Genomic DNA, 13,770 nt, shown 5'->3' with positions numbered 1-13,770 from the left:
GGCGTGAGGCCGGCCGTGCCGGCCGCGGCTGAGCGGCTCAGTGGCCGGGTACGTAACCGCGTCGCTTGTCGACCACGTTCAGCAGCGGCTTGCGGGCTTCCCAGCGTGTGTACAACTCCACGAACTGGCGGCCCAGTTCGTCGTGCAGACCGACCGTGTTGCCGCTCATCCGCGGGGACAGCAGCAGGCCCGGGACCCGCCACAACGGGCTGTCCGCAGGGAGCGGTTCCTGCCGGAGGACATCCAGGGCCGCCCCGGCGATCCAGCGCTTCGACAGTGCGGCGACGAGCGCCTCCTCGTCCACCAGCGCGCCATGCCCGACGTTGATGAAGCGCGCGGAGGGCTGCATCACCCCGAAACGGCGGGTGTCGAACATGCCGAACGTCCGGTCGGTGAGCGGCGCCGCCGCGATCACCCAGTCGGCGCGGGCGAGCATCCGGTCGAGATCGGCGGGACCGTGGATTCCGGTGAGCGGGACGCGGCCCACGATCGACGTCGTGACATCGAGTGACTTGAGCGTACGGGCTATCGCGCGCCCGACCGGCCCGGAGCCGACCACGCACGCGCGCGTGCCCGCGATCCGGGTGACCGCGCGCGGCCGCCACTCCCGGTCCCGTTGCAGATCCCAGGTGCGGGGCAGGTCCTTGGCCAGCGCGAGGACGAGCCCGGCCACGTACTCGGCCACCGGCTGCTCGAAGATCCCGCGCGCATTGGTCACCACGGTGTCGGACGCGGTGAGTTCGGGGCACATCAGATGGTCCACCGCCGTGCTCGCCGTGTGCAACCAGCGCGGCCGGGGGCCCTCGCCGGGCCAGACCTCGCGCACCGCGTCCGTGGGGAAGTCCCAGACCAGCAGCACATCGGCGCCCGGCAGCCGTTCGGCCAGCGTGGCGGCGTCCGCGTGTTCGATCCGCGCCCGCCCGGTGAGCCGGCCGAGCCGGGGAAGGGGTTCGGCGTCCAGCACGAGCAGGGTGGGGCGGCCGGGCGGGGAAGGGGTCATACGGGAGCCGTTTCTCCCTTCGGCGGCGGCCGGCCCAACGGCCGGTCCGGCGTCTGACATGCGCGGATTGACCACGGTCGCACCCGATCCCGGCGCCGTCAACAGGGTCGGGACACACCGTCCGGTACGGCCGTCCGGGGCCTCGGCACCGGCCCCGGAGGCCGCGCGCGACCCGGCGCCTCTCGGCCATCCGGGTGAGGGAGGGGACGGCCCCGCGTCACCTGGGTACCCGGGTCATGGGCCCGTCTCGGACCACGCCGAAGGAGGCGGCGGACCGGGACCCGTACCGCCGGAAGAACAGGAAGGTTGGGCATGACCGCACTCGGATTCCTCTACCCGGGCCACTACGCCGAGGACGACTATCCACGCATGGAGCAGTTGCTGGGCAGCGACATCCGGGCGGACCTCGTGCACACCGACGACGCCGAGGAGGCGCAGCTGAGGGAGGCCCTGCGCCGGGGCGCCCTCCCTGCGGCGGCCGAGCGGCCGGAGAGCGGCGTACCGAGGCGGCTCGCGGCCGGTGTCGACGAGCTGCGGCTCGCGGGCGCCGAGACGGTGGTGTGGGCGTGCGCCGGCGGCAGCTTCGCCCATGGCTGGGAGGGCGCCCATGAGCAGGTGCGCGCCCTGGCGCTCGCCGCCGGGATGCCGGCCTCCTGCACCTCCTTCGCGTTCGTGCACGCGGCGCAGGAGATCGGGGTACGACGGGTGGCGGTCGCGGCGGCCTACCCGGACACCCTGGCGGAGCTGTTCGCGGGGTTCCTGCGGGCCGGGGGCCTGGAGGTGGTGTCGGTGCACGGGGTGGGCGCCGCCCCGGACGAGGTGAGCACCTGGGGCGCGGCCCAGGTGCTGACGCTGGCCCGCGAGGGTGATCACCCCGACGCCCAGGCGGTATTGCTCCCCGACACCGCCCTGCACACGGCCGCGTATCTCCCGGAGCTGGAGAAGGGGCTGAGCAAGCCGGTCCTCACCGCGAACCAGGTCACGATGTGGGAGGCGCTGCGCCTGGTGGACCGCCGGGTGAACGCGCCGGCCCTTGGTTCGCTGTTCACCAAGGAACCGATCGTCCAGGTGTGACGGGGCGGGGCGGCCGGGCCGGCGGACGCGTCCGGCGGGAATAACCGGGGACTGCCTCCTGTTCCGGCTGAGGAGACGCCACGTACAACACAGGAGGCACCCCGGTGGACGAGATCCGAGGCACGGCGCAGGGCACCGCCCCCGTCCCCCTCTCGGTACTGGACCTGGTCACGGTCGGAGCGGGCAGTACCGCCTCCGACGCCTTGCGCACCAGCGTCGCCCTCTCCCGCCTCGCGGAGTCCCGCGGCTTCCACCGCTACTGGGTCGCCGAACACCACTCCATGCCGGGCGTCGCCTCCTCCTCGCCCGCGGTCATCCTCGCCCACCTCGCCGCCCACACCGAGCGCATCCGGCTCGGCTCCGGCGGCGTGATGCTGCCCAACCACGCCCCGCTGGTCATCGCGGAGCAGTTCGGCACGCTGGAGGCCATGGCCCCCGGGCGGGTCGACCTCGGCCTCGGCCGCGCCCCGGGCACCGACGGCGCAACCGCCGCCGCCCTGCGCCGCACCGACCGGTTGAACGAGGGCGCCGACGACTTCCCCCAACAGCTCGCCGAGCTGACCCGCTTCCTTGACGACGACTTCCCGGACGGCCACCCCTACGCCCGGATCCACGCGATCCCGGGCCCGGTCCAGGCCACCACCCCGGGCGGCGTCCAGTCCCCGCACCGGCCGCCGATCTGGCTGCTGGGCTCCTCCGGCTTCAGCGCCCGGCTGTCCGGCATGCTCGGACTGCCCTTCGCCTTCGCCCACCACTTCTCGGCGCAGAACACCATCCCGGCGCTGGACCTGTACCGCGAGTCCTTCCGCCCCTCCGAGGTCCTCGACGCCCCCTACGCCCTGATCGGCGTCAGCGCGCTCGCCACCGACGAGGAGAAGGAGGCCCGCCGTCAGGTGCGGGCGGGTGCCCTGAACATGGTGCGGCTGCGCACCGGCCGGCCCGGTCTGTTCCCCGACCCGGCGGAGGCCGAGACACTCACGCTCAGCCCGATGGAGGAGGAGTTCATCCAGACCTGGTCCGCCAACGTCGTCCACGGCACCGCGGACGAGGTGCGGGCCGGCCTCGACGACCTTCAGAAGCGCACCGGCGCCGACGAGTTGATGATCACCTCGCACGCCCACACGGGTGAGCTGCGCGTGCACTCGTACGAACTGATCGCGGACGCCTACGGGTTGCCGGTCTCCTGAGCGTGGCGGGGGGGGGGGCCCCGGGGGCCGCCCCCCCCCCCCCCCCCGGGGGGGCGGCGGCCCCCCCCCCCCCCCCCCCGCCCGGGGGGGGGGGGGGGGGGGGGGGCCGCCGCCCCCCCGGGGGGGGGGGGGGGGGCGGCCCCCGGGGCCCCCCCCCCCGCCACGCTCAGGAATGGCCGCAGGCCTCCGCCTCCACCAGCTCCGAGATGCGGTCGGGCGGCACGGGCCGCGAGTACAGCCAGCCCTGCCCGGTGTCACAGCCGATCCGGCGCAGCCGGGTGGCCTGCGCCGAGGTCTCCACGCACTCCGCGGTGACCGTCAGCCCCAGCCGGTGGGCGAGCCGGATCATGGCCTCGACGACGACCTCGTCGGCGGGGTTGGGGTGGTGGGCGTCCGAGCCCTCGTACTGGAATCCGCGGACGAACGAACCGTCCAGCTTCAGCACGGACACCGGCAGCCGGCTGAGATAGGCGAGGTTCGAGTAGCCGGTGCCGAAGTCGTCGATGGCGATGCGCACCCCCATGTCGCTGAGCGCCTGGAGCGCCTGGAGCGGTCGGCCGGCCGAGCCCATGACCGCGGACTCGGTCAGCTCCAACTGCAGCAGACGGGGGGCGAGTCCGGTCTCCGAGAGGGTTCCGGCCACGTCCGCCACCAGGTCGGAGTCCCAGACCTGGCGCACCGCCACATTCACACTGACGAAGATCGGCGGCTCGTCGGGGCGCTCCAGCTGCCAGCGGCGGGCCTGGAGGCAGGCGGTCTTCAGCACCCAGCGCCCGAGCTGCACGATCGAGCCGTCCTCCTCCGCCAGTCCGATGAACCGATTCGGCGTCAGTGTGCCGAACTGCGGGTGGTGCCAGCGCACCAGCGCCTCCACGCCACGCACCCGTCCGTCCTCCATGCCCACGAGAGGCTGGTACTCCAGGGCGAACTCGCCCCGCTCGATGGCGGGGCGCAGACCGGAGGACAGGGCCTGGCGGGTCATGCGGTGGGCGTTGCGCTCGGGGTCGAAGAGGGTCCAGCGGGACTTCCCGTCGGCCTTCGCCCAGTACAGCGTCGTGTCGGCCGCCTGCATCAGACCCGTCGCCGTGGTCCCGGCCGCGTGCCGCTCCACCACACCGATGGACGCCGAGACCGACAACCGCTGCCCGGCCAGGTCGAACGGCGCCTGGAGCGCCTTGAGCACCGACTCGGCCAGCTCGGCGAGTTGGTCGGTGCCCGTCGAGTCCTCGACGAGCAGGGCGAACTCGTCGCCGCCGAGCCGGGCCACCAGGGGAGTGGTGGCCCGGTTGTGGCCCGCCTCGTCCGCGCAGTGCGTCAGACGCTCGGCGACGGCCGCGAGCAGCCGGTCGCCGACGCGATGGCCGAGGGTGTCGTTGACCGCCTTGAAGCCGTCGAGATCGAGGTAGCACAGCCCGATCCGGCCGGTCCCGCTCTCCTCGTACGACTCGGCCTCCAGTGCGGCAGACAGGCGTTCGAAGAACAGCGTCCGGTTGGGCAGCCGGGTCATCGGGTCGTGCATCTGCAAGTGGCGCAGCCGGGACTGCAGTTCCCGACGGGCGCTGATGTCGGAGACCGAGAGCAGGACGGCCCGCTCGGTCTCGGGCAGCGGGGTGACGGTCACCTGCACCCAGAGCGAGTGCCCGTCGGGGTGCTTGAGGCGGCGCGCACAGCGCAGCCGGGCCTGACGGCCGCGGAGCACCTCGCGGTACGCGTGCCAGGTGCGGGCGTCGGAGGACAGATCGAGCAGGTCGGCGGCGACCTTGCCGGGCAGCCCGTCGGTGCCGGTGCCGAGCAGCTCGCCCAGCGTGTCGTTGGCGGTGACCACCAGGCCCTCCCGGTCGACGACCGCCATGGCGTGCGGCGCGGCGGCGAACACGGCGCCGAAGGAGGGGGATCGCGGGCGGGGGGACGGTGGGGAGGCGGACTGCGGGGAGGCGGCGGCGCCCGGTTGCGGCAGCGCGTCCGCGGGAGGCGGTAGCGGATACGCCCCGAGGAGGGGCGGTGGTTCAGGCGTACCGGATGGCGTGCTCTCGTGACTCTCTGTGACGGCCGGGCCGACGAGGTCTGTCGCGGGCGCCTGCCCTTCGGACATTCCGCTCATCGCTCGCTCCCGCAGTGCACTCGTTCTACGTACGGATCTCGTGGGTCTCGTCGGGGTAGACGGCCGCTCGGGGTGCGGCCGCACAGGCCGTGTTCGTGCAGGAAAGTGTGCCGATCATAGAGGCTGCTACAGGGGCCTTCCAGCCGCTGTCCAGTCTCCCGGAACGAGCACATGGTCTGACAGATCGTTTCTGCTCGCACCTTGCCCCGGTCCATCAGGCCGCCTTCGACTGTGACGTTCCGTGAGTATTCGGGGTGTCAGCCCATGTCGGCCGCCCCCTCGGCGCTTGTGCGCCGGTGTGTGCTCCCGCCCGCACTGCCCCTCCCCCCGGCCGTCGCGGTTTCCCTCCTGGCCTTTCCCCCGACTGACGGCCTCTCACCCTTCTGGGGCAGACAAACAGGACGTAGTAATACAAGTAGGACAAGGCTGGGTGCGTACTTGCCTGAATCGCACCCGGAGGTCGACGTGCCGCGTCCGCTCCCCAGCAGGGGGTTCAGCCACGAGGCTCCGTGGCCACGCGCCCGCGGGCGGACGCCTTTCGTCGTGCGTCGGACCGTTGCCGCGGCCACCTCGATGACGGCGCTGGTCGCGACCTCCCTCGTCACGGGCCCCGCGCTCTTCGGCTCCCTCGACGCGCCCTGCGAACTCACCCGGAGCGAAGCGCACCACTCGGAGGGCATCGACACCTGGAACACCGCCTACACGCGGCCCACCCGGCCGCTGGACGCGGTCCTGATCTTCCTGTCCTTCCCGGACTCCGTGCCGACGACCACGCCGGCCGAGCTGACCTCGGACTACTTCCCGGCCACCAGTCGCTTCTTCGGCCGCGCCTCCTACGGCCGGTTCACGGTGCGGCCGCATCCGCTGGACCACTGGATCCGGATGCCCCACCCCTCTGTCTCGTACGGCGTACAGCGTGACTGGGACCCCGATCACCGGAGCGCGTATCTGCACGACGCGCTCGCCGCGGCCGACAAGGAGGTCGACTTCTCGCGGTACGACGTCGTGTACTTCGTGGCCGACCCGGACGCGCCCGGCATCGACTCGGACGCCACGAAGGTGGTCAATCTGGAGACCCCGTTGCAGGCCGACGGCACGGATGTGCGCCGGGTGGTCACGGTCTTCGAGAAGCATCCGCCGGACCGGCTGGTGCTCGCCCATGAGACCGGGCATGTCTTCGATCTGCCCGACCTCTACCACCGGCCGGTGGACGGCAAGGGCGACTGGGACACCTACGTCGGCGACTGGGACCTCATGGGCAGCCAGTTCGGCCTCGCCCCGGATCTCTTCGCCTGGCACAAGTGGAAGCTGGGCTGGCTGGACGACCGCCAGGTGGTGTGTGTGCGGGGCAGGGGGAGCACCCGGTTGACGCTTGAGCCGCTGGGGGCGGGAGAGCAGGGAGTGCCGGAGGTGGCGGTGAACGCGGGTTCGCCCGCGGACTCCGGGAGGGAGCGGGAGCGGCCCCTCGGGCCCGGAGTGCAGGCGTTCGGGTCCGGGCGCGGCACCAAACTGGCGGTCGTGCGCACCGGGCCCGACAGTGTGCTCGCCCTGGAGGCGCGCGATGCCACGGGGAACGACAGTGCGACCTGCGCCCAGGGGGTCCTCGTCTACCGCGTCCACGGCGACACGGCGTCCGGCGGCGGCCCGATCGAGGTCCTCGACGCCCATCCGCACTCCTCGGCCTGCTGGAACACCTCGGTGTACCCGGCCCTGGCGGACGCCCCCGTGGACGTGGGGGAGAGCTTCACGGTGCCCGGCGACGACGTGCGGGTGGAGGTGGAGGACCGCACGCCCACGGGGGCGTGGACGGTACGGATCACTCGGCAGTGACCATGACGTGGTGTGGGGGTGTGGGTGGCGGAGCCCCCACTGGGCGCGGCGAGGCCGCGCGGAACACAGCGATGGCGAGCCGGTTCGCGCTTTCCGCGAACACGACTCGCCATCGCCATCGTGCGCCGCCAGGGACTCGAACCCCGGACCCGCTGATTAAGAGTCAGCTGCTCTAACCAACTGAGCTAGCGGCGCCTGCTGACGTCGTAGACATTAGCACCCTGGTCGGCGGGAGGAAAAATCGATATCCGTACGGCAGAGGAGGCGGCCGCCCGGGCCGCCCGGACCGCCGCCCACAGGACGACTTCCGGTCCGGGAAGCCAGGGACGACGGGTGTCGGGTGCGACGAGCCAGCGGGACTCGGAGCGGCTGCCGGGGCCGGCCTCAGGGGTGGTGGGGCTGCTCGCGGGCACGGTGACGGCGTCCCCGGGGCCATGGCACAGCAGCGGCGGCACCACCGGGGTGCGACCGCCCCACTCCTCCCAGTCCAGCAGCGCCGGCAGCCGCCGGGCCGTGCCCGGCGCCGTGAACAGCAGCATGCGCCCCCGGTGCTCGGCGACCGGCCCGGAGCCCGGCCCCTCGCCCCAGAGCCGGTCGAGCATCCGCCGCCCGAAGATCGCGGGGGCGCTCACCACGTCGAACGCGGTGCCGCAGGGCAGCACGACCGGGGCGGTGGGCCGCTCCGCCCAGTACGCCGCCGTACTACGCGGATACGTTCCTGCGGAGGCGAGCCACGCGGCCCCCTCCGAGGTGGGGCGGAACGGCTCGGTGAACGGCGCTCGACTGCTCATGACAGTCAGATGTACCGGGCGTGAGCGGTCCGTCTCCGAGAGTTGTGGAAAACCGGTACACCAAAGGCCCGGGCGGAGTATCGTGCCGCCGCATATGCCAGAAGATCATTCGGTCGAGTGGTGCGGCGGACGCTCAGCCCAGGCTCTCGGGGCCGCTCGACTCGGCGCCCCGCAGCAGGTCCTGCCCGAACTCCACCATCTTCTTCGCGTAGTCCTCGGTCCACTCCGCCCGCTCGGCGATGTCCGCCGGGGTCAGCCGGTCGAAACGGCGCGGATCGGCGAGCTGGGCGGCGGCGATGGCCTGGTACTCCACCGCGCGGTCCGTGGCCGCACGGAACGCCTGGGCCAGCTCGGTCGCCCGCGTGAGCAGCGCCCGCGGATCGTCGATCGACTCCAGGTCGAAGAAGTGTTCCGGGTCGGAGGCCGCCTCCTCGGGCTCGAAGAGCAGGGGCGCGGGGCGTAGCCGCGGCTCGTTCCGACGCGGCGTGGGCTCCGCCATGTCTTCTCCTCCTCGTACGGTTCGGATGGCTCCCCTCGCGGGTGGGCCACCGTCCATTGTCGCGCGGCGCCGCAAGAGCGCGGGACCGAGCGGAAAGCGCCCGCCCGTGCTCCGCGCGCCACACGGCTCCGGACCTCTCAAGGCCGCCGGGCCCGGCGATGTTCCCGCCCCTCTCGGCCCGGGGTGCTCAGGGCCGCCACGCCACCCGGTGCTCGGACAGATGCGCCAGCACCGCGTGGTTCGCCTCCCAGCCGTCCGGGAACTTCACCGTCACCCCCAGTTGCACCGGCTCGGTCGAGGGGTGGTCGTCCAGCAGTTCCGTCACTCCCGCCCGGCACACCACGATGCACGCGTGCCGGTGCCGGGACGCCAGCACGCACAGCCGCCCGGTCTCCAGATGGAACGCCGTGGCGTCCGGTCGTCCCGACAGCGGGTGCAGCACCACCGTCACGTCGAACTCCCGGCCCTGGAGCCGGTTGGCCGTGTCCACCGTCACATCCGCCACCCCGAGCTCCGCCAGCGCGGAGCGCACCGCCGCCGCCTGATCGCGGTGCGCGGTGCCGACGGCGATCCGGTCCGCGGTCAGCGGCGCCGGCTCCGTCGCCCGCTCCGAGACCGCCGCCCCGCCCCGGTCCAGCAGCCGTCGTACGACCGTCGCGACCGCCCGTACCGCCTCCGGGTCCGTGCGGGGGGTGTGCCGGGCGGGGAGTTCGAGGAGCCCCCAGCCGCTCTCGGCCGCCTCGTCGATCACCCGGTCGGGACCCGAGCCGTCCGAGGGCACCCCGAACGCCAGCCTTCGGTCCCCGTGCCCCGTACCGCTGCGGAACGGCGTGTACGGATAGAACGCGTCCGACACCAGTGGCGCCGCCGACGCCGGCAGCCGCCAGGACACCGGCAGCCGGTGCTGCGGCAGCTCGGGATTGTGGGCCAGGAGTGTGGTCACGGCCGACGCCGAGGGGTCGTACGACAGACCGGCCCACTGCTCCGCGCCCACGATCGCGAACGGGTCCAGCTGGCCCGGGTCGCCCACGAACAGCGCCCGTTCGAACAGCCCCGCCACCGCCAGCAGCGCGTCCGAGCGCATCTGGTACGCCTCGTCGACGATCGCGTGCCGCCATGGCTCGACGTCCTTGACGTGCGCCCACTTGGCGGCGGTCGAGATGACGACGTCCAGGCCCGCCAGCTCCTTCGCCTTCGTCGACTTGCGGACGTTCGGCAGGTCGTCGAGGGCCTTGTCGTAGGGGTCCGGATCGCTGCTGTGCAGTCGGCCGACCGGGAGGTCCGGGTCCTTCTCCGCCAGCCGCAGCACCAGGTCGTCCACCTGCGCGTTGGTCTGTGCGATGACCATCAAAGGGCGCCCCGCGGACGCCAGTTCGAGCGCGGCCCGCACCACGAGCGTCGACTTCCCGGCACCCGGCGGCGAGTCCACGACGACCCCGCGGTGTGCGCCGTGCAGGGTGTCCCGCAGGATCGCGTCGGTGGCCCGGGCGGCCGCTGTCCCGGGGTCGAGGTCCCCGCCCGGCCGGGCGAACACGGTCACAGCACGTCCTCCTCGGTCACCGGGTCCGGCCGGGGCGTCGCGTCGGCCTCGCCCGGCGGCCCGCCATGGGTCCAGGGTGTCTCCTCCGGCTCGGGCAGCTTCGCCCCGCCACGCTGCTCGTGCTCGAACAGCGTGAAGCAGACGCGGTCGCCCTTCTCCGGCACGGATCCGGCCTCCGGCTCCTTGCCGCGGCCCATCTTGTCGACGATGCGCAGCACCACGAGGGCGCTCTCCGCGCCGTCCCCGTCGTGTTGCCGGCCGCCCTCGCCCGCGTCCTCGTAGCCGACGAACTCGGCCGCCTGCGGTTTTCCGCCCAGTGACCGGTACACCTTCACGCCCTCCCCCAGATGCGGCAGATCCTCGGTCCGTACGGTCACCAGCGGGCGGGGGCTCGGGCGCTTGCCCTCGCTGTACGCCATCACGACATCCGTGACCTCGCCCGCGAACGCCTCCCCGGCCAGCCGCCGCCCGGCCATCACCAGCGGGTCGTCCAGTGCCTCCTGGGCGTCCAGCCGGGCCTGTTCACGCTCGCGCGTGGCGAGCTTGTTCGCCGCGGTGACCGCGTCGTCGTGGCGCGGCTGGGGCGGCTCCCCGGCCACCACCCGGTCCCGGTGGCCGGTGAACGACCAGCGGTCGCGGGTCCACCGCTCCTCGGCGTGGGCGCCCTCCGGCAGCGTGCGCAGCAGATCGAGCCCGCGCCACACGGCGTCCCAGGTCGGCCGCGTACGGCTCTCCACCAGTGCCCGGATCTCCCCCTCTGCGGCGGACAGTTCCCCGAACCGGTCGTCCGCCTCGACACCGTCCTCGGCGGCGGCGAGCCGGGCCCGCGCGCGGTCGTAGCGTTCGATGGCGGGGGCGAGCAGCTTGTTGTCGAAGGCCGGGTCGGTGGCGGGTCCGGCCGGCGGGCACAGCAGCTGGCCCTCCGCGTCCCGTGCCAGCTCGGCCCACAGCGCCGCCTCCGCGCCCGAGGTGCCCTCCGGCGGATCGATCCAGGCGAGCAGCGCGCCCAGATGCTGGTCCTCCAGGCTCGACTGCCCGGTCGTCCAGTGCCGCGCCAGCACCTCGGTGAGGGCGAGCAGCAGCGCGGAGCCGGGCACCCGGGCGCGCTCCCCGAAGTGGGTGAGCCAGCGGCCGAGGAGCGGTACCCGGGGTGGCGCCGGATGCGGGGTCTGCGGGTCCTGCTCGGCGGTGCGGCGGAACCGCATGGAGCGCCCCAGCAGCCGTACGAAGTCGATGCCCGACCGGCTCGGCACGATCAGCTGCGGGGCGTCCGCGCACAGCTCGACCTCGACCTTGACCCGCTTGCCGGTCTCGGAGTCGGTCTCGGTGCGCTCGGCGGCCTCGACCGCTTCGGCGTACCCGTCGACGTAGGGCAGGACGATGTCGGCGAGGGCGGCGAGGAACGCGAACCTGAGGTCGCGGTCGCGCGGCTGGGGCACGACGAGCAGCCGGGGCGTGTCCCGGTCGGTGCCGACGAGCGCGCCGAGCGGTGCCCCGGCCTCACCGGCGGTGGTGAGCGGCACGAGGACGAGGGGGCGGTCGGACAGGTGCCGGTGCCGGACGGTGGCGGCGGGCTGGGCGTGCCCCGACCGCACGGCCTCCAGCCGGGCGAGGGTGGCGATCAGCGACATACGGCGCCCTCCAGGGCCCCGAGTGCCTCGGCACGCAGCTGTGCCGCCCGGCGCAGGGCCGCCACCGCCGGGTCGTCCGGGTCCCCGGCGCTCCCGTGGGCGGCGGCGAGGACGTCGTCCACCGTCGCGAGGCCGCCCAGGTCGGCGCGCAGCGATCGTCCGTAGGACGTCACGGCGCCCTCCGCGCGGGCACGCGCACGGCAGTGGAAGGCCATCTCGCAGGCGGCCAGGCACTCGGGCGCGTAGGCCGCGGGGACCGACTCGACGGCGGCCGCCAGTTCCTCCTGGGGCAGGTCGGGCGCGAGGCACATGCCCTCGGGGAGGCCGTCCGCGATCTCCTCGATCCTGGTGAGACGGGCCAGCTGGCGGCGGGTGACCGCGCGCTGCTTGCGGATGTCGACCGGGGAGGCGGCGGGCAGGTTGGAGAAGTCCTTGGGGCACACCAGGAGGATCCGGTGGCGCACCACGGGCGCGGGGGCGTCCGGCTCCGCGCCGAGGCGGGCGGCGACCTCCTCCAGCGCCAGGACGTAGACCGCGGCCTGGCGTGCGGCGGCTCCGACCTTCGCCGGGTCCGCCGAACCGTCCAGCAGCGGGAAGGACTTGATCTCCACGACGGTCCAGCTGCCGTCGGGGTGGACGACCACCGCGTCCGGCTCCAGGAACGCTGGGGAGCCCGCCACGTCCAGGACGAGCATCGGGTGGTCGAGCAGTGTCCAGGCGCGTGCCTCGACGGCCTCGCGCAGCGCCAGCGCCGTACGGGCGGTGCGGCCCTCCGGGCCGACGGCGGTGAGATCGGGGACGAGGGCTCCGTCCGGCGCCGCGGCGGCCGGGTCCAGCTTCTCGTGCACCAGGCGGAGCAGCTCCGCGCCGCCGTCCGCCTTGACCCGGGCCTCGAAGGCGTTGCCCCGCATGAAGGCGAACTGCGACTGTCCGAACCCCGACGGCGCGCCGAGCGCACCCGCCAGCGCCGCCTTGTCCACCCCCGCGCCGTCCAGGAGCGCGCGCCGCCTGCACCCGGGGTTCGCGGCGAGCGCGGCGAGGGCGCGCGCGTCGAGCGCCTTGGGCGGTACGGAAGCGCCGCGCAGGTCAGCGAGTTGCTGCCGGAGCGCCGTCCCCCGCGTCCGCGGGAGAGGCACCCGGCTCGGCTTCCGGCCCGGTGCGGGAGTTGCGCTGTCGGGGAATTCGCTCACCCGTCGAAGTCTGGCATCCGGCACTGACAATCGGGGAACCCGCGGCCCCTGGGACAGCCGTGACGGGAGCGGTCCGCGCCCGCAGCCGGGTCCTGACCGTGTTCACGGCCCGCATCAGCGGCCTGCTGAGCAGGAGGCCGACGCCCATGGTGGCGACGCCCGCGACGGCGTCGAGGAAGTAGTGGTTCGCGGTGCCCATCACGACGAGCGCGGTCAGCAGCGGATAGGCGACGCCCGCCGCCTTCGCCCAGCGGGTGCGGCCGTGGCGCCACAGCATCACTCCGCACCACAGCGCCCAGCCGACGTGCAGGCTGGGCATGGCCGCGTACTGGTTGGTCATGCCGCCCAGGCCCCGCGGCGCGCTCGCGTCGCCGCCCCACCAGCCGTAGGAGCTGTACTGGGCCATGGTGTCGACGAAACCGTGATCCGGGGAGAGCAGGCGGGGCGGGCAGGTGGGCAGCAGCGTGAAGCCGATCAGGCCGATGAACGTGGACGTCATCAGCCAGGTGCGGACCGCGCGGTAGTGCTCCGCGCGGCGCCTGAACATCCACACCAGGATCACGGGGGTCACCAGGTAGTGCAGCGAGGCGTACCAGAAGTCGGCGGGTATGCCGAGCCATGCCTCACGGGTGAAGAGACGGTTCAGCGGATGCTCGGCGTTGATGTGGAGCAGCTTCTCCAGGCGCAGGATCGCCAGACCGTGGTCGACGGCGTCGGAGACGTCGCCCCGGGCGAGCAACCGGCCCGCGGAGTACGAGGCGTACACCAGGAGGATCAGGGGCAGCTCGGTCCACCAGCGCAGCCGGGCCGGGCGGGCCTCCCCGGCGCCTGGTGTCTCGGCCTGCGGCATCCGATTCGCCCTCCCCCTTCTCTGCGGCCGCCCCCCGGCCGTCCGGCCGTGTCACTTTACGGCGTCCGGGGGCGGCC

11 protein-coding genes and 1 tRNA gene are annotated in these 13,770 nt (G+C 73.6%); 3 read left to right on the top strand and 9 right to left on the bottom strand.

Features of this window, described 5'->3' with window-relative positions; genetic code table 11:
* Positions 1 to 37 precede the first annotated feature (37 nt).
* Positions 38 to 1,000 carry a D-2-hydroxyacid dehydrogenase gene (locus tag ACFY2Z_RS15375; RefSeq protein ID WP_390744666.1) on the bottom strand — a complete coding sequence of 321 codons (963 nt, stop codon included), beginning with the start codon at positions 998 to 1,000 and terminating at the stop codon, positions 38 to 40.
* A gap of 312 nt (positions 1,001 to 1,312) precedes the next feature.
* Between ACFY2Z_RS15375 and ACFY2Z_RS15370 the strand changes: the two genes are divergently transcribed.
* A complete protein-coding gene (locus tag ACFY2Z_RS15370) occupies positions 1,313 to 2,074 on the top strand; it encodes a decarboxylase (RefSeq protein ID WP_390744665.1) in 762 nt (253 codons plus the stop codon).
* A 104-nt stretch (positions 2,075 to 2,178) separates the two neighbouring features.
* Positions 2,179 to 3,261: an LLM class flavin-dependent oxidoreductase gene (locus tag ACFY2Z_RS15365; RefSeq protein ID WP_390744664.1), complete on the top strand. Its 1,083-nt coding sequence runs from the start codon at positions 2,179 to 2,181 to the stop codon at positions 3,259 to 3,261.
* A gap of 166 nt (positions 3,262 to 3,427) precedes the next feature.
* Here the strand turns inward: ACFY2Z_RS15365 and ACFY2Z_RS15360 are convergent, their stop codons facing one another.
* Positions 3,428 to 5,362, bottom strand: a complete 1,935-nt coding sequence (locus ACFY2Z_RS15360) for a putative bifunctional diguanylate cyclase/phosphodiesterase (protein ID WP_390744663.1) — start codon at positions 5,360 to 5,362, stop codon at positions 3,428 to 3,430.
* 543 nt (positions 5,363 to 5,905) lie between these two features.
* Between ACFY2Z_RS15360 and ACFY2Z_RS15355 the strand changes: the two genes are divergently transcribed.
* The gene (locus ACFY2Z_RS15355) at positions 5,906 to 7,192 is read left to right on the top strand and encodes a M6 family metalloprotease domain-containing protein (RefSeq protein WP_390744662.1); all 1,287 of its coding nucleotides are present in this window, start codon (positions 5,906 to 5,908) and stop codon (positions 7,190 to 7,192) included.
* A gap of 121 nt (positions 7,193 to 7,313) precedes the next feature.
* Here ACFY2Z_RS15355 and ACFY2Z_RS15350 read toward each other — a convergent pair.
* The 7 genes from ACFY2Z_RS15350 to ACFY2Z_RS15320 all read right to left on the bottom strand — a co-directional run bounded on the left by ACFY2Z_RS15350 (position 7,314) and on the right by ACFY2Z_RS15320 (position 13,693).
* Positions 7,314 to 7,387 (bottom strand) — tRNA-Lys (locus tag ACFY2Z_RS15350).
* The gene (locus ACFY2Z_RS15345) at positions 7,378 to 7,983 is read right to left on the bottom strand and encodes a bifunctional DNA primase/polymerase (RefSeq protein WP_390744661.1); all 606 of its coding nucleotides are present in this window, start codon (positions 7,981 to 7,983) and stop codon (positions 7,378 to 7,380) included. Before ACFY2Z_RS15345 ends, ACFY2Z_RS15350 begins: the two co-directional genes overlap by 10 nt.
* A 133-nt stretch (positions 7,984 to 8,116) precedes the next feature.
* Positions 8,117 to 8,482 carry a hypothetical protein gene (locus ACFY2Z_RS15340; RefSeq protein WP_390744660.1) on the bottom strand — a complete coding sequence of 122 codons (366 nt, stop codon included), beginning with the start codon at positions 8,480 to 8,482 and terminating at the stop codon, positions 8,117 to 8,119.
* 187 nt (positions 8,483 to 8,669) lie between these two features.
* Positions 8,670 to 10,022 carry an AAA domain-containing protein gene (locus tag ACFY2Z_RS15335; protein WP_390744659.1) on the bottom strand — a complete coding sequence of 451 codons (1,353 nt, stop codon included), beginning with the start codon at positions 10,020 to 10,022 and terminating at the stop codon, positions 8,670 to 8,672.
* Entirely contained in the window at positions 10,019 to 11,653 is a 1,635-nt protein-coding gene (locus ACFY2Z_RS15330) for a hypothetical protein (RefSeq protein WP_390744658.1), read from the bottom strand. Before ACFY2Z_RS15330 ends, ACFY2Z_RS15335 begins: the two co-directional genes overlap by 4 nt.
* The gene (locus tag ACFY2Z_RS15325) at positions 11,644 to 12,789 is read right to left on the bottom strand and encodes a hypothetical protein (protein WP_390744657.1); all 1,146 of its coding nucleotides are present in this window, start codon (positions 12,787 to 12,789) and stop codon (positions 11,644 to 11,646) included. Before ACFY2Z_RS15325 ends, ACFY2Z_RS15330 begins: the two co-directional genes overlap by 10 nt.
* A complete protein-coding gene (locus ACFY2Z_RS15320; protein WP_390744656.1) occupies positions 12,740 to 13,693 on the bottom strand; it encodes a phosphatase PAP2 family protein in 954 nt (317 codons plus the stop codon). Before ACFY2Z_RS15320 ends, ACFY2Z_RS15325 begins: the two co-directional genes overlap by 50 nt.
* Positions 13,694 to 13,770: the final 77 nt, after the last annotated feature.

Source organism: Streptomyces sp. NPDC001222, from assembly GCF_042896945.1.
Taxonomy (GTDB): Bacteria; Actinomycetota; Actinomycetes; order Streptomycetales; family Streptomycetaceae; genus Streptomyces; species Streptomyces gibsoniae.
The sequence above is the reverse complement of the archived record's forward strand: the minus strand, read 5'-3'. Positions and strand labels throughout refer to the sequence as shown.

Bases quoted from the DNA above. Each gene is read 5' to 3' on its own strand.
- ACFY2Z_RS15360 (WP_390744663.1), bottom strand. From the start codon at position 5,362: ATGAGCGGAATGTCCGAAGGGCAGGCGCCCGCGACAGACCTCGTCGGC.
- ACFY2Z_RS15330 (WP_390744658.1), bottom strand. From the start codon at position 11,653: ATGTCGCTGATCGCCACCCTCGCCCGGCTGGAGGCCGTGCGGTCGGGG.
- ACFY2Z_RS15340 (WP_390744660.1), bottom strand. From the start codon at position 8,482: ATGGCGGAGCCCACGCCGCGTCGGAACGAGCCGCGGCTACGCCCCGCG.
- ACFY2Z_RS15320 (WP_390744656.1), bottom strand. From the start codon at position 13,693: ATGCCGCAGGCCGAGACACCAGGCGCCGGGGAGGCCCGCCCGGCCCGG.
- ACFY2Z_RS15345 (WP_390744661.1), bottom strand. From the start codon at position 7,983: ATGAGCAGTCGAGCGCCGTTCACCGAGCCGTTCCGCCCCACCTCGGAG.
- ACFY2Z_RS15370 (WP_390744665.1), top strand. From the start codon at position 1,313: ATGACCGCACTCGGATTCCTCTACCCGGGCCACTACGCCGAGGACGAC.
- ACFY2Z_RS15375 (WP_390744666.1), bottom strand. From the start codon at position 1,000: ATGACCCCTTCCCCGCCCGGCCGCCCCACCCTGCTCGTGCTGGACGCC.